This window comes from Paracoccus sp. TD-10 (genome assembly GCF_048270675.1).
GTDB classification, from domain to species: domain Bacteria; phylum Pseudomonadota; class Alphaproteobacteria; order Rhodobacterales; family Rhodobacteraceae; genus Paracoccus; species Paracoccus pantotrophus.
The window spans coordinates 684,746-701,641 of sequence record NZ_CP182420.1; the positions used below are offsets into that span (position 1 = coordinate 684,746).

The 16,896-nt window shown below is 67.0% G+C and carries 15 protein-coding genes and 1 pseudogene; 14 read left to right on the forward strand and 2 right to left on the reverse strand.

Annotated features, from left to right (window positions below):
- Positions 1 to 7: 7 nt before the first annotated feature.
- Entirely contained in the window at positions 8 to 1,039 is a 1,032-nt protein-coding gene (locus tag ACNKFW_RS22045; RefSeq protein WP_333483948.1) for an Ldh family oxidoreductase, read from the reverse strand.
- A gap of 133 nt (positions 1,040 to 1,172) precedes the next feature.
- On the opposite strand from ACNKFW_RS22045, the gene ACNKFW_RS22050 reads away from it, so the two are divergent.
- From ACNKFW_RS22050 to ACNKFW_RS22110, 13 genes are all read left to right on the forward strand, one after another.
- On the forward strand, positions 1,173 to 2,687 hold the full coding sequence (locus ACNKFW_RS22050; protein WP_024844601.1) for an aldehyde dehydrogenase (NADP(+)): 1,515 nt from the start codon (positions 1,173 to 1,175) through the stop codon (positions 2,685 to 2,687).
- A 184-nt stretch (positions 2,688 to 2,871) separates the two neighbouring features.
- Positions 2,872 to 3,681 (forward strand): transporter substrate-binding domain-containing protein, encoded by an 810-nt coding sequence (locus ACNKFW_RS22055; RefSeq protein WP_024844602.1) that lies wholly within the window; start codon positions 2,872 to 2,874, stop codon positions 3,679 to 3,681.
- A gap of 69 nt (positions 3,682 to 3,750) precedes the next feature.
- A complete protein-coding gene (locus ACNKFW_RS22060) occupies positions 3,751 to 4,416 on the forward strand; it encodes an amino acid ABC transporter permease (RefSeq protein ID WP_024844603.1) in 666 nt (221 codons plus the stop codon).
- A gap of 10 nt (positions 4,417 to 4,426) precedes the next feature.
- Complete coding sequence (locus tag ACNKFW_RS22065; RefSeq protein WP_024844604.1) at positions 4,427 to 5,080, forward strand: amino acid ABC transporter permease; 654 nt, start codon at positions 4,427 to 4,429, stop codon at positions 5,078 to 5,080.
- Positions 5,073 to 5,798, forward strand: a complete 726-nt coding sequence (locus ACNKFW_RS22070; protein WP_147429304.1) for an amino acid ABC transporter ATP-binding protein — start codon at positions 5,073 to 5,075, stop codon at positions 5,796 to 5,798. The genes ACNKFW_RS22065 and ACNKFW_RS22070 overlap by 8 nt, the downstream gene beginning before the upstream one ends.
- Positions 5,795 to 7,015, forward strand: a complete 1,221-nt coding sequence (locus ACNKFW_RS22075) for an NAD(P)/FAD-dependent oxidoreductase (RefSeq protein WP_333483950.1) — start codon at positions 5,795 to 5,797, stop codon at positions 7,013 to 7,015. The genes ACNKFW_RS22070 and ACNKFW_RS22075 overlap by 4 nt, the downstream gene beginning before the upstream one ends.
- Before the next feature lie 7 nt (positions 7,016 to 7,022).
- Positions 7,023 to 8,027 carry a 4-hydroxyproline epimerase gene (locus ACNKFW_RS22080; RefSeq protein ID WP_024844607.1) on the forward strand — a complete coding sequence of 335 codons (1,005 nt, stop codon included), beginning with the start codon at positions 7,023 to 7,025 and terminating at the stop codon, positions 8,025 to 8,027.
- 149 nt (positions 8,028 to 8,176) lie between these two features.
- Positions 8,177 to 8,794, forward strand: a complete 618-nt coding sequence (locus ACNKFW_RS22085) for a TRAP transporter small permease (protein ID WP_028710529.1) — start codon at positions 8,177 to 8,179, stop codon at positions 8,792 to 8,794.
- Positions 8,794 to 10,059: a TRAP transporter large permease gene (locus ACNKFW_RS22090; RefSeq protein ID WP_024844609.1), complete on the forward strand. Its 1,266-nt coding sequence runs from the start codon at positions 8,794 to 8,796 to the stop codon at positions 10,057 to 10,059. Before ACNKFW_RS22085 ends, ACNKFW_RS22090 begins: the two co-directional genes overlap by 1 nt.
- A gap of 29 nt (positions 10,060 to 10,088) precedes the next feature.
- Positions 10,089 to 11,072 carry a TRAP transporter substrate-binding protein gene (locus ACNKFW_RS22095; RefSeq protein WP_028710527.1) on the forward strand — a complete coding sequence of 328 codons (984 nt, stop codon included), beginning with the start codon at positions 10,089 to 10,091 and terminating at the stop codon, positions 11,070 to 11,072.
- A 116-nt stretch (positions 11,073 to 11,188) separates the two neighbouring features.
- A complete protein-coding gene (locus ACNKFW_RS22100) occupies positions 11,189 to 12,187 on the forward strand; it encodes an Ldh family oxidoreductase (RefSeq protein ID WP_244314525.1) in 999 nt (332 codons plus the stop codon).
- A 16-nt stretch (positions 12,188 to 12,203) separates the two neighbouring features.
- The gene (locus tag ACNKFW_RS22105) at positions 12,204 to 13,244 is read left to right on the forward strand and encodes a proline racemase family protein (RefSeq protein WP_333483951.1); all 1,041 of its coding nucleotides are present in this window, start codon (positions 12,204 to 12,206) and stop codon (positions 13,242 to 13,244) included.
- Between the two features lie 26 nt (positions 13,245 to 13,270).
- Positions 13,271 to 14,962, forward strand: a complete 1,692-nt coding sequence (locus ACNKFW_RS22110) for an aconitase X (RefSeq protein WP_333483952.1) — start codon at positions 13,271 to 13,273, stop codon at positions 14,960 to 14,962.
- A gap of 400 nt (positions 14,963 to 15,362) precedes the next feature.
- On the opposite strand, the gene ACNKFW_RS22115 is transcribed toward ACNKFW_RS22110, so the two are convergent.
- Positions 15,363 to 15,767, reverse strand: coding sequence for a GFA family protein (locus ACNKFW_RS22115; protein ID WP_024844614.1), 405 nt, complete (start codon positions 15,765 to 15,767; stop codon positions 15,363 to 15,365).
- Positions 15,768 to 15,984: 217 nt separating this feature from the next.
- On the opposite strand from ACNKFW_RS22115, the pseudogene ACNKFW_RS22120 reads away from it, so the two are divergent.
- Positions 15,985 to 16,856 (forward strand): annotated as a pseudogene (locus tag ACNKFW_RS22120) (nitrilase-related carbon-nitrogen hydrolase).
- Positions 16,857 to 16,896: the final 40 nt, after the last annotated feature.

A 16,896-nucleotide genomic window follows, 5' to 3' on the forward strand; every position in this document is an offset into this window, starting at 1 on the left:
TTTCGCCTCAGGCGACCGCGTCGAGGCCCAGTTCGAGCAGGCGGTCAAGCTGCGCGACCTCTGCCCCGGTCAGGGCGATCCCCTCTGCCAGCGTCTTTTGCCGCGCGACGAACCGGCGTTGCGAGGGCAGGCGGGCGCCCTGGCCCTGGATCGCCGCGAACAGCAGCTCGGCCCGCGCGAACGGATCGCCTTCGCGGCCGGCCGCGAATTTCTCGGGCGACAGGGCCAGGATCAGCTCTCCGTGAAAGGGTGCAAGCGTCGTGGTGCCCAGGAAATCCAGAACCTCGGGGCTGGTCAGATCGCCGATCATGACGCCCGCGAGCAGTTCGATCATCGTGCCGATGGCCGATCCCTTGTGCCCGCCAAAGGGCAGCATGGCGCCGGCCAGCGCCGCCTCGGGATCGGTGGTGGGCCGGCCCGATGCGTCCATCGCCCAGCCCTCGGGCAAGGGCTTGCCGGCGCGCCGGTACAGTTCGATCTCGCCCCGGGCCGCGACCGAGGTCGCGAAGTCGAAGACATAGGGCTCGCGCCCCTGCCGCGGCCAGCCGAAGGCGAAGGGATTGGTGCCCAGCAGGGGCCGCGTGCCGCCGGCCGGCGCCACGGTCGCATAGCTGGGGCACATCACCATCGCGGCAAGGCCGTGATCCGCGACCGCCTCGACCTCGGGCCACAGGGCGGCGAAATGGGTACAGTCATTGATCACCAGCGCCGCCAGTCCCAATTGCTTCGCACGATCCGCCAGGACGGGCAGGCCAAGCTCGAAGGCGGGGTTGGAGAAGCCACCCTGCGCGTTGACCCGCACGACGGCCCCGTCGCTGCCCGGATCGAGTTCCGGCTTGGCCGTGCCTTGGACCTTGCCGGCCTTCAGCGTGCGCAGGACGCCTTCGATCCGATAGATGCCATGCGACTTGCACCCGTCCCGCTCTCCGGCCGCGATCACGCGCGAAAGCGAGGCAGCCTGGACCGTGTTCATCCCGGCCTGCCGGAAAATCCTTTCGATGCGCTCCCGCAGGGCCTCGAAGGTCAGTGTCTGTTCCATGATTTTCCTCTCTGGCACGGCGGTTCATCCGCGATTGACTTCTTGCATACATGTAATATACAAAAATTCAAAGGCGGTTGAGGCCCATCCGGGACCGGGCCCCTGCCGGTGATTTTGAAAGGAAGGATCGGCGATGGTCTTCACCCCCCATGGCAAGCACCTGATCGGTGGCGACTGGGTCGCCGGCGAGCAGCGTTTCGCCAGCGCCCCGGCGCATGGCCCCTCGCATGCGTTTTCGGCCGGCACGGTCGCGCTGGTGAACCGGGCCTGCGAGGCGGCCGAGGATGCCTTCTGGTCCTTCGGCCAGGCCCCGCGCGAGGAACGGGCGGCGCTGCTGGAGGCCATCGCCGACGAGATCGAGGCCCGCGCCGAGGCGATCACCGAGATCGGCTGCCAGGAAACCGGCCTGCCCGAGGCGCGGCTTGAGGGCGAGCGCGGCCGCACCGTGGGCCAGCTGCGGCTCTTTGCCGCGCATATCCGCAAGGGCGATTACCTCGACCGCCGCCACGACCCGGCGCTGCCCGACCGCCAGCCGCTGCCGCGGCCCGACATCCGCATGGTGCAGCGGCCCATCGGCCCGGTCGCGGTCTTCGGCGCCTCGAACTTCCCGCTGGCCTTTTCCACGGCGGGCGGCGACACCGCCGCCGCGCTCGCGGCCGGCTGCCCGGTGGTGGTCAAGGGCCACAGCGCCCATCCCGGCACCGGCGAGATCGTCGCCGAGGCCATCCATGCCGCCATCGCAAGGACCGGCACGCATCCGGGCGTCTTCAGCCTGGTGCAGGGCGGCGACCGCAAGGTGGGCGAGGCGCTGGTCCGGCATCCGCTGATCAAGGCGGTCGGCTTCACCGGCTCCCTCGCCGGGGGTCGGGCGCTGTTCGACCTCTGCGCCGCGCGCCCCGAGCCGATCCCGTTCTTCGGCGAGCTGGGATCCGTGAACCCGATGTTCCTGCTGCCCGCCGCGCTGGCCGCGCGCGCCGAACAGATCGGCAGCGGCTGGGCGGGATCCTTGACCATGGGGGCCGGGCAGTTCTGCACCAATCCCGGCATCGCGGTGGTCCTGGACGGGGCGGATGCCGACCGCTTCGCCGCGGCCGCCAGGACCGCCTTGGAACAGGTCGGCCCGCAGGTGATGCTGACCGAGGGCATCGCCCGCGCCTATCGCGACGGCCAGGCGCGCTTCGAGGCGCGCAATGCGGTGACGCCGCTGCTTTCCACCGAAAGCCGGGGCCGCGAGGCCAGCCCGAATCTCTACGAGACCACGGGCGCGGCCTGGCTGCAGGACCACGCGCTTGGCGAGGAGGTGTTCGGCCCGCTCGGCCTGGTGGTGCGGGTGCGCGACCTGGAGGAGATGCGGCGCCTGGCGCGCGGCTTCGAGGGGCAGCTGACCGCGACGCTTCACATGGACGAGGCCGACCTGCCGGCGGCGCGCGGGCTTTTGCCGGTGCTGGAGCGCAAGGCGGGGCGGGTGCTGGTCAACGGCTTCCCGACCGGCGTCGAGGTCTGCGACGCCATGGTCCACGGCGGCCCCTATCCGGCCAGCACCAATTTCGGCGCCACCTCGGTCGGCACCATGGCCATCCGCCGCTTCCTGCGCCCCGTAAGCTACCAGAACTTCCCAAAAGGGCTGCTGCACGAGGAGCTGCAATGAGCCATCCTGTGCTGCCACGACTGTGGAGCGCGACATGATTTATTCCTGGTGTCCAACTCCGCCGCAGAAAACCTCGTTCGCATACAAGTTGTATTTTTTGTTTGCTTGGCTGCGATGTCGAGTCGAATATCAGGAATATGGAATCGGCCGGAAAGGCCGGCACGACCAACAAGGGAGAAATATGATGAAACTTTCGACGCTTGCGCTCGGCCTCGCGGCGGCTGCCGCCTTTGTCGTCCCCGCCCATGCGGACAAGCTGGATGACATCATCGCCTCGGGTACCCTGCGCTGCGCGGTCGTGCTGGATTTCCCGCCCATGGGGATGCGCGACGAAAGCAACACCCCGATCGGCTTCGACGTCGATTATTGCAACGACCTGGCCGCCGCGCTTGGCGTGAAGGCCGAGATCGTCGAAACGCCCTTTCCCGAGCGGATTCCGGCGCTGATGTCGGGCCGGGTCGATGTCGGCGTCGCCTCGACCTCGGACACGCTGGAACGCGCCAAGACGGTCGGCATGTCGATCCCCTATTACGCCTTCGAGAACGCCGTGGTCGCCAACAACAATGTCGAGATGGCCAGCTGGGAGGACATGAAGGGCAAGACGGTCGGCGCGACCGCCGGCACCTACGAGGCGATCTGGCTGGAAGGCAAGGTGAAGGAATGGGGCGAAGGCACCTTCCGCCCCTACCAGACCCAGGCGGACGTGTTCCTGGCGCTGAGCCAGGGGCAGCTCGACGCCACCGTCTCGACCGTCGAGGTCGCCAATGCCAATGTGAATTCGGGCAACTTCCCCGGCATCAAGATCGTCGACAAGGCGCCCATGGTGCCGGACTATGTCTCGCTGTTCACGCTGCGCGAGGAATACGGGCTGATCAACTATCTGAACCTGTTCATCAACCAGCAGGTCCGCACCGGCCGCTATGCCGAACTCTACGAGAAATGGATCGGCGAGGGGGAACCGGCCGACCTGTCCATTCAGGGCGTCTATCGCTGACACCACAGTCCCCGGGGTGGCGCGGTCGCCGCACCGCCCCGTTGCGTTCCGGCACCGGCGGAGACGGCCATGTTCAACTATACCTTCCAATGGAAGCAGGCGATGGCGCGGCTTCCGCAGATGCTGGATGGCGCCCTTGTCACCATGCAGGTGGCGATCCTGTCGATGGTGCTGGGCATCCTGCTGGCGATCATCCTGACCATGTTCCGCCTGTCGGGCATCCGCATCCTGTCCGCCGTCGCCAAGACCTGGGTCGAGATCGCGCGCAACACCCCGGCGCTGTTCCAGATCTACATGGCGCATTTCGGGCTGGGCAGCTTCGGCCTGCATCTGAGCCCGTTCCTGTCGATCCTGCTCGGCATCACCTTCAACAATGCCGGCTACCTGACCGAGAATTTCCGCGGCGCGCTGAAGGCCATACCCGATACGCAGACCCGCGCCGCCCGGTCGTTGGGCCTGGGGGCGGTGGGGGCGTTCCGTCATGTCGTGCTGCCGCAGATGCTGCGCATCTCGTTCCTGCCGATGACGAACCAGATGGTCTGGGCGATCCTGATGACCTCGCTGGGCGTCACCGTGGGGATGAATACCGACCTTTACGGCGTCACCCAGGATCTGAACGCGCTGACCTTCCGCACGTTCGAACTGTTCGCCCTGGCCGCGGTGATCTTCTATGTCATCACCAAGATCGTCACCCTTGGCGCGCGGCTGATCGCCGCCCGGCTGTTCCGGTATTGAGGGCCGTCCGATGTTCGACACCGCACTGACGACCGCCGATTTCGTCTTTCTGGCCAAGGGCGCCGGCATGACCATCGTGGTCACGATCATCTCGGTGATCGCCGGCACCATCCTGGGCATCGTCTTCGGCGTCATCCGCTATCAGCTGGGCGCGATCTGGGCCGCGCCGCTGATCTTCGTCCTGGACATCTTCCGCTCCATCCCGCTCCTGATCCAGCTTGTGCTGGCCAATGCCTTTCTGGGCACGATCCTGCGGCTGAACATGTCGGGCTTTACCGTCGCCTGCATCGTGCTGTCGATGTATACGGCCGCCTATTGCGCCGAAATCGTCAGGGGCGGCATCGAGGCAGTGCCGGTGACGACGCGGCGCGCGGCGCGCTCGCTCGGCATGAGCTGGGGCCAGGACATGCGCGAGATCGTCCTGCCCCTGGCCACGCGGGTCGCGCTGCCGTCCTGGATCGGGCTGGCGCTTGGCGTCATGAAGGACTCGGCGCTGGTCTATGTCGTCCAGGTGACCGAGCTTCTGCGCTCGACCCAGATCCTGATCACGCGGCTTCAGGAACCGCTGCTGCTGTTGATGATCTGCGGCGCCTTCTACTTTGTCATCTCGTTCCCGCTGGCCCGGTTCGGCGGCTATCTGGAGAAACGGTGGTCCAATGATTGAGATCGAACATGTCCGCAAATCCTTTGGCCAGCTGGAGGTTCTGAAAGGCATCGACCTGACGGTCAGCAAGGGCGAGGTGGTCACGATCATCGGCGGCTCGGGCTCGGGCAAGTCGACGCTTCTGACCTGCATCAACGGGCTGGAGCCAATCGATTCCGGCCGCATCCTGATCGACGGGACCGAGGTCCACGCGAAATCCACCGATCTCAACAAGCTGCGCCGCAAGGTCGGGATCGTGTTCCAGCAGTGGAACGCCTTTCCGCACCTGACCGTGCTGGAGAACGTCACCCTGGCACCGCGCAAGGTGCTGGGCATGTCCCGCACACAGGCCGAGGAGATCGCCGTCCGGCAACTGACCCATGTCGGGCTGGGCGACAAGCTGAAGACCTATCCGGGCCGGTTGTCGGGCGGCCAGCAGCAGCGCATGGCGATCGCCCGCGCGCTGGCGATGTCGCCGGAATACATGCTGTTCGACGAGGTGACCTCGGCGCTGGACCCGCAACTGGTGGGCGAGGTCCTGGACACGCTGAAGATGCTGGCCCAGGAAGGCATGACGATGATCCTGGTCACGCATGAGATGGCCTTTGCCCGCGACGTGTCGGACCGGGTGGCCTTCTTCCATCAGGGCGTCATGGCCGAGATCGGCCCGCCGCAGCAGATCTTCGGCGACCCGCAGCATCCCGAGACGCGCAAGTTCCTGTCGAGCACCCGGCAATGACCGGCAAGGTCGTCGTCATCGGCGCGGGCGTCGTCGGCCTGTCCGTCGCGCTGGCGGCGCAGGCGCGGGGCCTGGCGGTGCAGGTGATCGACCGCGAAGGGCCGGCGGCGGGCGCCTCGGCCGGCAATGCCGGGGCCTTCGCCTTCACCGACATCCTGCCGCTGGCCTCGCCCCGGATCATGCGGCAGGCGCCGAAATGGCTGCTGGACCCGCTGGGGCCGCTGACCGTGCCGCCTTCCTATGCGCTGCGGATCGCGCCCTGGATGCTGCGCTTCTGGCGGGCCTGTTCACCTGCGCGGGTGCGCGCCTCGACCGCCGCGCAGACGGCGCTGATGGACCTGTCCAGGGCCGAGCTGGAACCTTTCCTGGCCGCGACCGGAACCCTGCCGATGCTGCGCAAGGAGGGAAACCTCCAGGTCTATGAATCGCAGGCCGAGTTCGACGCCTCGCTGCCCGGCTGGCGCGCGCGAGAAGAGCATGGCATCGCCTTCCGGCACATGACGGCGGATGAGATGGCCGGTGTCCAGCCCGGCCTTGCGCCGCGCTTCACCCATGGCACCTTCACGCCCGGCTGGTATTCCATCGCCGATCCGCGCGACTACACGCTGGCGCTGGCCGAGCGTTTCCGCGCTGGCGGCGGCGAGATCGTCATCGCCGAGGCGACCGGGCTGGCCGATGACGGGGTGCTGACCGCCTCGGGCAAGCTGGCCGGCCGGGTCGTTCTGGCGGCGGGGGCGTTCTCGCATCGGCTGGCCCGGACGCTGGGTGTCCGCATCCCGCTGGAGACCGAGCGCGGCTATAACACCACGCTGCCGGCGGATGCCTTCGACCTGCGCTGCCAGGTCACCTTCGGGGGGCATGGCTTCGTCATCACGAAACTGTCCTCGGGCATCCGCGTCGGCGGCGCGGTCGAGCTGGGCGGGCTGGACCTGCCCCCGAACTACAAGCGGTCCGAGGCGATGCTGAAAAAGGCAAAAACCTTCCTGCCGGGGCTCAGGACCACGGGCGGGCAGCAATGGATGGGCTTCCGCCCGTCATTGCCCGACAGCCTGCCCGCCATCGGCCCCTTGCCCGGCCATCCGAACGTCATCTGCGCCTTCGGGCACGGCCATCTGGGCCTGACGCAGTCAACGGGTACGGCGCGGATCGTGGCCGACCTGCTGGCCGGCGAGGATCCCGGCATCGATCTGGCCCCGTTCTCTCCCGCGCGTTTCTGAGGCGATCATGACCCAATACATCTTTCCCTGCATCGACGGCCATACCTGCGGCAACCCGGTGCGCCTGGTCGCGGGCGGCGCGCCGCGGCTGGAAGGCGCGACCATGCTGGAAAAGCGCGCGCATTTCCTGCGCGAGTTCGACTGGATCCGCACCGGCCTGATGTTCGAGCCGCGCGGTCACGACATGATGTCGGGCGCGATCCTCTATCCGCCGACGCGCGGTGATTGCGACGTGGCGGTGCTGTATATCGAGACCTCGGGCTGCCTGCCCATGTGCGGCCACGGCACCATCGGCACGATCACCATGGGGATCGAGAACGGGCTGATCGTCCCGCGCACGCCGGGCCGGCTGTCCATCGAGACCCCGGCGGGCAAGGTGGACATCGCATACCGGCAGGAGGGCCGCCATGTCGAGGAGGTCCGGCTGACCAACGTGCCCGGCTTCCTCTACGCCGAGGGCCTGACGGCCGAGGTCGAGGGCCTGGGCGAGATCGTCGTGGACGTGGCCTATGGCGGCAACTTCTATGCCATCGTCGAGCCGCAGAAGAATTTCCGCGACATGGCCGACCATACGGCGGGCGAGCTGATCGGCTGGTCGCCCAGGTTGCGCGCGGCGCTGAACCAGAAATACGAGTTCATCCATCCCGAGCACCCCGAGATCAGCGGGCTGAGCCATATCCAGTGGACCGGCGCGCCGACCCAGCCCGGCGCCCATGCCCGCAACGCCGTCTTCTATGGCGACAAGGCCATCGACCGCAGCCCCTGCGGCACCGGCACCTCGGCCCGGATGGCGCAGCTTGCGGCCAAGGGCAAGTTGGGGGTCGGCGACGAGTTCTGGCACGAGTCGATCATCGGCTCGATCTTCAAGGGCCGCATCGAGGCCGCCGCGACCGTGGCGGGCCGCGACGCCATCATCCCCTCGATCGCCGGATGGGCGCGGCAGACCGGGCTGAACACCATCTTCATCGATGCCGAACGCGACCCCTTCGCCCATGGCTTCGTGGTGAAGTAAGCGCGCGACGGCGCGCTGAAGCCGACGCGCGACGGCGCGATGCAAACGAAAGACCGACGTCCTGACCGCTGGCCGGGGCGCATGAGAAAGCATGGGATCGGCCGTCGCGGGCCGTTTCCCGAAGATCACTTACGCCCAACAGGTACTCCATGCCACGACATCCAAGCCCCACCGTCCCGCCAAGCAGATGGTCCCCGTTCATCCGCGTCTCCGAGGGCCTCTTGGTCGTCGAGCGCCATGCCGTCGCGACGCTGATGGCGCTGCTCAGCGGTGCGATCCTGCTGAACGTGGTCACCCGCTACCTGGGGATGCCGCTTTACTGGATCGATGAGCTTGCGGTCTATTGCATGGTCTGGCTGACCTTCATCGGCGCCTCGACGATGACGCGGCTGCGCCTCGACTTCGCCGTGACGATGCTGACCGAGCGGCTGTCGCCCGGCGCGGCGCGGGTGGCCAGGGTAGTGGCGACCATTGTTGTCGTCCTGTTCAGCATCGGCCTTGCCGTGATGTGCTGGCTCTGGTTCGAGCCCCTGGGCATCGCGCGCGCGGGTTTCGACGCCCGCGAATTCGCCGGGCAAAGCTTCAACTTCATCTATACCGAGCGCACGCAGACCCTGAACTGGGCGACCTGGATCCTGTATCTGATCCTGCCGATCTTTGCCCTGTCGATGACCGTCCACGGCATCGCGAACCTGCTGGAAGACCTGGGCGCGGTCCCCAGGGTCCAGCGCGCGATGATGATCAACGCCGAGGAGGCGGTGAACTGATGCTGACCTCAACCGCCTTTCTGGTCGTGATGCTGGTGGGCGTGCCCATCGGCCTGTGCCTCTGCGTCGCGGCCATCGTCTATGTGCTGGCCAGCGGCAACATGGTGCTGTTCCAAAGCTATCCCTTGCAGATGTTCAACGCGGTGGACAGCTATGGCCTGATCGCCATCCCGCTGTTCGTGCTGATCGGAGAGATCATGAACGCGGGCGGCATCACCAAGAAGATCGTCGACATGGCGATGGCCTTCGTCGGTTCGCTGCGCGGCGGGCTGGCCTATGTGAACGCCATCGCGAACATGTTCGTGGCCTCGATCCTTGGCTCCGCCACGGCGCAGGTGGCGATCATGTCGCAGATCATGGTCCCCGAGATGGAGAAAAAGGGCTACGACAAGGACTTCTCCGCGGGGCTGACCGCCTATGGCGGGATGCTGGGATCGATCATGCCGCCCTCGGTCATGTTCGTGGTCTACAGCGTCATGGCGCAGGTCTCGGTGTCGGACATGCTGATGGCGGGGCTGGTGCCGGGGCTGATCCTGACCGCGCTGTTCTGCGTGGTGATCGCCATCATCGGCCATTACCAGAAATTCCCGCGCAGCGCGCCGCAGACATTCAGGCAGCGCGCCGCCACGGTCTGGGCGGCGGTGCCGTCGCTGTCGATCCCCATCGTCATCGTCGGCTCGATCTTCTCGGGCCTTGCAAGCGCGACCGAGGCCGGTGCGGTCGGCGCGGTGATGTCGCTGCTGATCGGCCGCTTCTGGACGAAGCGGCTGCGCTTCTCGGACCTGCCCGCGATCATGACCCGCGCGGGGCTTTACTCGGCCATCGTGCTGTTCCTGGTGGTGGCGGCGGGCGTGCTGTCCTGGATCCTGGTGTTCGGGCGCGTCCCGCAAGAGGTCGCCGGCTGGATCCAGACCGTGGCCAAGGATCCGGTGACCTTCATGCTGCTGGCCAACGTGATCCTGCTGGTGATCGGCACGGTGATCGACGGCATTCCCGGCCTGATCATGACGGTTCCGATCCTGCTGCCGATCGCCACCGAGGTCTATGGCATCGACCCGCATCATTTCGGCGTCGTCGTGGTCATCAACCTGGTGCTGGGGCTGCTGTCGCCGCCGGTCGGCCTGTGCTTCTTCGTCGCCGCCGCCGCGACGGGGGCTAATCCCGGACGGATGTTCATGGTGACCATGCCCTTCTTCCTGATCACCTGCGTCCTTCTGGTGATCCTGTCGGTGTTCCCGGCCATCTCGCTGATCTTCATCGGATAAAATCCAACCAACAGAGGAGCGTTGCAATGATCAAGATTTCCCGCCGCCAGCTTGTCGCCGGGGCTGCGGCCCTGCCTTTCGCGGCCCCGCTGGTGGCCCGGGCGCAATCGACCGAGCTGCGCCTTGGCCTGATCACCCCGGTCGGCCATTCGTGGAACGACGCGGCGCTGCGCCTGGCCGAGCGCCTGGCCCAGCAAAGCGACGGCCGCCTGGCAATGACCGTCTTTCATTCCGGCCAGCTGGGCAACGAGCCGGCGATGATGCAGCAGCTTCAATCGGGGGCGCTGGACATGGGCATCATCCAGGCCGCCGAGCTGGGTTCCCGCGTCGACCATATCGCGGCGATCAATGCGCCCTACCTGGTGCGCTCGACCGATGCCGTGGCCAGGCTGGTCCGCCACCCGGAGGTGCTGAAGCTGTTCGACGTGCTGCCCCGGCAGACCGGCACCATCGGCCTTGGCTGGGCCATCACCGGCATGCGCACGGTGTTCTCGGTCAAGCCCATCGACAGCATCGCCGGGCTGAACGGCATGAAGCTGCGCATCAACCCGACGCCGGTCTATCGCGATTTCTACCAGCTGCTGGGCTCGGCGCCGACGCCGATTCCGACGCCGCAGGTCTTTGACGCCATGTCGAACGGCCAGGTGGACGGGCTGGAAGCCGATATCGAGTTCTCGTGGAATCAGCGCTTCGACAAGGTGGCAAAGTCCATCCTGCGCATGAACGCGGTGTTCATGCCGGCGGCCGCGGTCGCCTCGGGCCGGGTCTGGACGGCCATGCCGGAGGCTGATCGCGAACTGATCGCCGCGGCGGTCAGGACCGTGCTGGACGAGCAGATCGACAGCCTGGCGGGCGAAGAACCGGCGCTGATCGAGAACCTCCGCCAGACCGGGGTGCCGATGCACGAGGTTCCCGAGGAGGACACGACCGAGATCATCGCGGCCTTCGACAAGATCTGGATGCCGAAAGCGCCGGTGATCGAGCAACTGCGCGAAATCGGCGCCACGCTGTGACCGGCGCTTTTTCCGCCTGAACCGGGCGGACCGGCCTGCAACGATGCGCGCCGTCCCGGCGCGCATCATCCGCCCCTCTTTCGATCTGGACGCGCGCGATGGAAGCCAAGGTGACGATGACGCTTGACGGGATCTTCGACCTCGTCCTGTCGGTGCTGGCGGCAAACGGCTTATCGCGGGACCAGGCCGAGGCCATTGCCGACATCGTCACCCGGGCCGAGGCCGATGCCTGCCGGTCGCATGGCCTGTATCGGGTCGAGGGCTATGTCGCGGGCCTGCGTGCGGGGCGCGTGAACCCGGCCGCGCAGCCACGGGTTCGGCAAGTGAGGCCGGCCTTGCTGCAGGTCGACGGCGACAGGGGTTTTGCCCCGTTCGCGGCGAACCTTGCGCGCCCGCATCTGATTGCGGCGGCGCGCGAAAACGGCATCGCCGCGATGGCGATGACCCGGACGCACCATTTTTCGGCGCTATGGGCGGATATCGAGCCGCTGGTCGAGGCCGGGCTGGTGGCCTGGTGTTTCGTCGTTGGCCAATGCTCGGTCGCGCCGCATGGCGGCAGCGCGCCGCTGATGGGCACCAATCCCATCGGCTTCGGCTGGCCGCGACCCGACGGCGCCCCGTTCATCTTCGATTTCGCGACAAGCGCCGCGGCGCGCGGCGAGGTCGAGCTGAAACGCCTTGCGGGCGAGCCGATTCCCGCGGGCTGGGGCATCGACGCCGATGGGCGACCAACGCACGACCCGGCCGAGGCCCTTTCCGGCGCGCTTCTTCCCTTTGGCGGGCACAAGGGTTCGGCGCTGTCCATGATGGTCGAGCTGATCGCAGGCCCCCTGATCGGTGAACTGACCAGCAAGCAGGTGGCCACGCTTGGCCATCGGGATGACGGCCCGCCGCCGGGGGGCGAGCTGTTCATCGTCTTCGATCCCGCCGCGCTGGATGGATCGGCGCCCGCCGCTGCTGAAGAGTTCTTTCTGGATGCGAAGGCGCAGCCGGGCCTGCGGCTGCCGTCGGAACGGCGATATGCCGCCCGCGCGCGCAGCCATGCCTCCGGCGTCGACGTGCCGAGCGGGCTTCTGCGCCGCATCAAGGCGCTCATGTCCAGCCCCTCGGCCTGAAGAAAGGACAACCCAGATGCGCTCGCGCCTTTCCATCACTGTCGTCGGTCGCCATGCCGAAGGCGAAATCGGCGATGTCATCATCGGCGGCGTGCTTCCCCCGGAAGGGGCCACGATGATGGAGCGGATGATCGCCATGGAACGCGATCACGACCATATCCGCCAGTTGCTGATCTGCGAGCCGCGCGGCTTGGTCGCGCGGCATGTGAACCTGATCGTGCCGCCGATCACGCCGGGCTGCGCCGCCGGGGCGATCATCATGGAGCCGACCGAATATGTTCCCATGTCGGGCTCGAACACGATCTGCGTGGCCACCATCCTGCTGGAAACCGGCATGGTGCCGATGAAAGAGCCGATTACCCGCTTCAAGCTGGACATGCCCGGAGGCGTGATCGAGGTCGCCGCGGAATGCCGCGACGGCAAATGCCGGTCGATCACCTTTCGGAACGCCCCGGCCCTTGCCGCCGTCCGGGACGGCGGGCTGGAGGTCGAGGGGCATGGCGCGATCTCTCTCGACATCGCCTATGGCGGCATGTTCTTCGGTATCGTCGATGCCCAGGCGCTTGGCTTTCAGATCCGCCCCGACGAGGCGCGCAATCCGGCCATCCTGGGCGAAAAGATCCGCAAGGCCGCGCGGCAGCAGTTCGACATGGCCCATCCCGACTTCCCGAATGTGCGCGGCGGATCTATCGTCCAGTTCGCCATGCCGTTCCAGGGCAGCGGCGCGGTGACGCGCAATACCTGCATCGTGGCCCTGGGCCGCTCGGATCGCTCGCCCACCGGCATGGGCACCTCGGCGCGGATGGCGGTCTTGCAGGCGCGCGGCCTGATGGGAGCTGGAGAGGTGCTGATCCATGAATCGATCATCGGATCGCGCTTCACCGGCAAGATCCTTGAACTCGGCGACCGCGGCGGCGTGACGACGATCACCCCGCAGATCACCGGCCGCGCCTGGATCACCGGGCAGCACAGCTATTTCGTCGATCCCGAAGACCCCTGGCAGTCCGGCTATATGCTATCCGACACCTGGGGCGTCACGCCGACGCTGACGCAATAGGGCCAAACCGACCGGAGACCAGACAAATGACCATGACCGCATCCAGCATCCTGCCAGGCATCGCAGACGGGCCCATCCTGTCTTCGGACGAGCCGCTCAGCTTCTGGGGCGGGGTGGACCCGGCCACCGGCAGGGTCATCGACGTGCATCACCCGTTGCAGGGGCGCTGCATTGCCGGTTGCGTCCTGATGATGCCCTCGACTCGGGGATCCTGCACGGGATCGGGGGTGTTGCTGGATCTGGTCCTGTCGGGTCGCGGCCCGGCGGCCCTGATCTTTTCCGAGCCCGAGGACGTGGTCACCCTGGGTGCCCTGATCGCGGCCGAGATGTTCGGCAAGGCGCTGCCGGTCCTGCGCCTGTCGCCTTCGGCATTCGAGGCGTTGAGCGGCCAGGCTTCGGCGCGGATCGGCCTGGACCGGATCACGGCCGGCAATCTGTCGATCGCGGTCCAGGCCCCCGGCACGGCGTCGCTGGACCTGACCGGGCAGGATCGCGCGATCCTCGATGGCGGGAACGGGACGGCCGCCGCCCAGGCCATGCGGATCATCTGCGCGATGGCGGCCCAGCAGGGGGCGCGGCGCCTGGTCGATGTCACGCAGGCGCATATCGACGGCTGCATCTATGCCAGCCCGGCGAACCTGACCTTTGCCGAGCGCATGGCCGAAATGGGCGCCAGGGTGACGGTTCCGACGACCATGAACGCGATTTCCGTCGATCGCGAGAACTGGCGCCGCCAAGGCGTTCCCCCCAGCCTCGGCAATCCGGCGCAGCGGCTGGCCGATGCCTATGTCAGGATGGGATGCCGGCCGACCTTTACCTGCTCGCCCTATCTTCTGGACAGTGCGCCGGGCCGGGGCGAGGCCATCGCCTGGGCGGAATCCAATGCGGTCGTCTATGCGAACAGCATCCTTGGCGCACGCACGGCGAAACACCCGGATTTCCTGGACCTTTGCATTGCGATCACCGGCAGGGCGCCCTTGTCCGGCGTCTATCTGGACAAGAACCGCAAGGCGCGCCGCATCATCGACGTGGACCTGCCAGCCGGTGCGGACGACGCGTTCTGGCCGCTGCTGGGCTATCTTGCGGGCAGGCTGTCGCCCGATCGCATTCCGCTGCTGCGCGGCCTTGCGCCGGCGAGGCCAGGAATGGACGAGTTGAAGGCCCTTTGCGCCGCCTTCGGCACCACCTCGGGCGCGGCGATGCTGCATGTCGAGGCCGTCACGCCCGAGGCCGGGCTGATCGCCGAGGATGCCGATCATTGCCGGATCACGCGTGCCGATCTGGAGGATGGCTGGCGGCTTTTGAACGACGGTCCCGAGGTTGTCGACCTTGTGGCCCTGGGCAGTCCCCATGCCTCGCTGAACGAATGCCGCGCCCTGGCGCGGGGGCTCGCGGGGGGCAAGGTCGTCATCCCCACCATCCTGACCACCGGCCGCGACACGCTCGCGCTGGCCCGCGCCGAGGGGGTGCTGGCCATGCTTGAGGCAAGCGGCGTGACGGTGCTGCCCGACCTGTGCTGGTGCTCGATCTCCGAGCCGGTCTTTCCGGTCCAGACGCATGCCGTGATGACCAATTCCGGGAAATATGCCCATTACGGGCCGGGGCTGTCCGGGCGTGCCGTCAGGTTCGGCAACCTTGCGCAATGCGTTCGGGCGGCGCTGACGGGCAGGGCACCCGGAACCATGCCCGACTGGATGCGGAAACCGGATCGGCCATAGGGGCGTTGCCCAAAGGATCGGCCGCCGCGACCCTGATCGCCTTCGCCGGCTTCTTCATCGCAATGATCGCCGAAACGGGAATGTCCCGCCCGCATCCACAGGCGACCTGCCTTGCCGGCGCATCACACCAAGCCCGGCATGCCGGATGGGCCGGCCTTCCGGTAGGCTCCGGCAGCCTTCGTCCCCGGAAGGCACTGGGGCATGCCGATGCCACGCAACAGAAGATAAGATTTCTTTCCCCGCTTATGCGGCCGGGACTTGCCGAAACCCCTTACGACATCTCTGGGATAAAGATGTCCGTACAGGTAAGGGGCGGTTCGGAAACCGCAGGCCCTGACCATCCGGCACCTTTACGGCCTCCCGACGCGCGGAGCCCGGAAGGTCAGCGGCGCCGCGCCTCTCAATCGCCGGAGCGGCCGGGAAGAGCCGGGATCTGGCCCAGCCAGGGCAGCGCGGAACCGCACCAGATCTGCAATGTCGGCCTTAGCTGGTCGCGCTGGTTCACGGTGCCGACGCGGATGCCGATCTCATCCGCCGCGGCGCCCTCACCGGTGGTGTAGATCGGAGAGCCGCATTCCGGGCAAAAGAATTGCAGCCTTCGTTTGCCGTTGTCCGCGACCTTGACATAGCGGCGCGGCGCGGCGCCGGTCAGACGGAACGCCGCTCGGGGAACCATTGCGGTCACGCGAAAGGCGCTGCCGGTCAGCTGCTGGCAATCGGTGCAATGGCAGATCGACACCCGCTCGGGGTCGATCTCTGCATGGTAGGTGACATGGCCGCAATGGCAGCTTCCCTCGACATTCATTCCTGTACCCGCGCGCTTGTCCTTGCTCCGGCGATCATCATGCGGCGTGCGTCACGCAATGGAAACCCCGGCCCGCCAAGGCGGCGTTCGGGCCGGGCTTTGGTCGCGGCGCATCGGCCCATGGATCCAAGGGGCAATACGCAAAAATCGCGTATCGCCCTGAACGCCCGGCCGGGCGAGTTTCTTCCCATCACGGCGCCACATCGGGAGGGAGATCATGCCGCGTGAGGTAACCGTATCGGCGGCCAGTATCTGGTGCGCGAAATCGGCAGCTTCAAGGATATGGCGACGCGTGTGCATGCGCTTCTCGACCAGGCCGATGGCTCGGACATCGCCATTTTCCCCAGCTTTTCACCATCGAACTGTTCACCACCCTGCCGAATTGGCGCGAGCGCCCCATCGCCGAGTTGGTGAAGATCGCCGAGCATACGCAAGCCTGTCGCGACCTCTTCAGGTCGGAGGCGAAGCGGCGTGGCCTGTTCATCGGCGCCGGCTCGAATCTCGAGGAGGTCTCGCCGGACCGGTATGAGAACATCGCCCATCTGTTCGGCCCGGATGGCGAGCATTTCATGCACGCCAAGCCCCATATCTTCCCGGCCGAGGCGGCCTGGTCCACCTCGGAAGGGGACAGGATGGAGGCCTTCCGGCTGCCCTTCGCCAAGGTCGGCTTCAATGTCTGCTGCGAGACCGAGATCCCGGAATGCGCGGCCGCGCTGGCCGAGCAGGGGGGCGAGCTGATCCTGACGCCCTCGGCGGCCTTCACCGAGCAGGGCTTCTGGCGCGTGCGCCACTGCGCAGGCCCGCTGTATCGAGAACCAGGTCTATCTGGTCCATTGCTGCCTCGGTGGCCAGCCCGGCACGCCGCTGCCGGACGGGTGGGCGCGCAGCGCGGTCCTCGGGCCCTGCGACATGGCCTGCGACATCCCGGCCGGGATCATCGCCGAGGCCCGGACCAATGTCGAGATGACTGTCACCGGCACGGTGAACCTCGACCTGCGCCATGAGAACCGCGAACGCGGCGCGGCCACCACCTTCAGGGATCGCCGCCGCCAGGCCGGGCTTTACCGCAGCGGGCCGCCGCATCTGTGAAAGCCGTGGACCAGAACCGCAATTTCGTCCCAGCATGGAC

Excerpts from the sequence above, each read along its gene's own strand:
- ACNKFW_RS22105 (WP_333483951.1), top strand. The coding sequence starts at position 12,204 with ATGCGCTCGCGCCTTTCCATCACTGTCGTCGGTCGCCATGCCGAAGGC.
- ACNKFW_RS22055 (WP_024844602.1), top strand. The coding sequence starts at position 2,872 with ATGAAACTTTCGACGCTTGCGCTCGGCCTCGCGGCGGCTGCCGCCTTT.
- ACNKFW_RS22090 (WP_024844609.1), top strand. The coding sequence starts at position 8,794 with ATGCTGACCTCAACCGCCTTTCTGGTCGTGATGCTGGTGGGCGTGCCC.
- ACNKFW_RS22050 (WP_024844601.1), top strand. The coding sequence starts at position 1,173 with ATGGTCTTCACCCCCCATGGCAAGCACCTGATCGGTGGCGACTGGGTC.
- ACNKFW_RS22060 (WP_024844603.1), top strand. The coding sequence starts at position 3,751 with ATGTTCAACTATACCTTCCAATGGAAGCAGGCGATGGCGCGGCTTCCG.
- ACNKFW_RS22115 (WP_024844614.1), bottom strand. The coding sequence starts at position 15,767 with ATGAATGTCGAGGGAAGCTGCCATTGCGGCCATGTCACCTACCATGCA.
- ACNKFW_RS22045 (WP_333483948.1), bottom strand. The coding sequence starts at position 1,039 with ATGGAACAGACACTGACCTTCGAGGCCCTGCGGGAGCGCATCGAAAGG.
- ACNKFW_RS22100 (WP_244314525.1), top strand. The coding sequence starts at position 11,189 with ATGACGCTTGACGGGATCTTCGACCTCGTCCTGTCGGTGCTGGCGGCA.
- ACNKFW_RS22075 (WP_333483950.1), top strand. The coding sequence starts at position 5,795 with ATGACCGGCAAGGTCGTCGTCATCGGCGCGGGCGTCGTCGGCCTGTCC.
- ACNKFW_RS22080 (WP_024844607.1), top strand. The coding sequence starts at position 7,023 with ATGACCCAATACATCTTTCCCTGCATCGACGGCCATACCTGCGGCAAC.
- ACNKFW_RS22110 (WP_333483952.1), top strand. The coding sequence starts at position 13,271 with ATGACCATGACCGCATCCAGCATCCTGCCAGGCATCGCAGACGGGCCC.
- ACNKFW_RS22070 (WP_147429304.1), top strand. The coding sequence starts at position 5,073 with ATGATTGAGATCGAACATGTCCGCAAATCCTTTGGCCAGCTGGAGGTT.
- ACNKFW_RS22085 (WP_028710529.1), top strand. The coding sequence starts at position 8,177 with ATGCCACGACATCCAAGCCCCACCGTCCCGCCAAGCAGATGGTCCCCG.
- ACNKFW_RS22065 (WP_024844604.1), top strand. The coding sequence starts at position 4,427 with ATGTTCGACACCGCACTGACGACCGCCGATTTCGTCTTTCTGGCCAAG.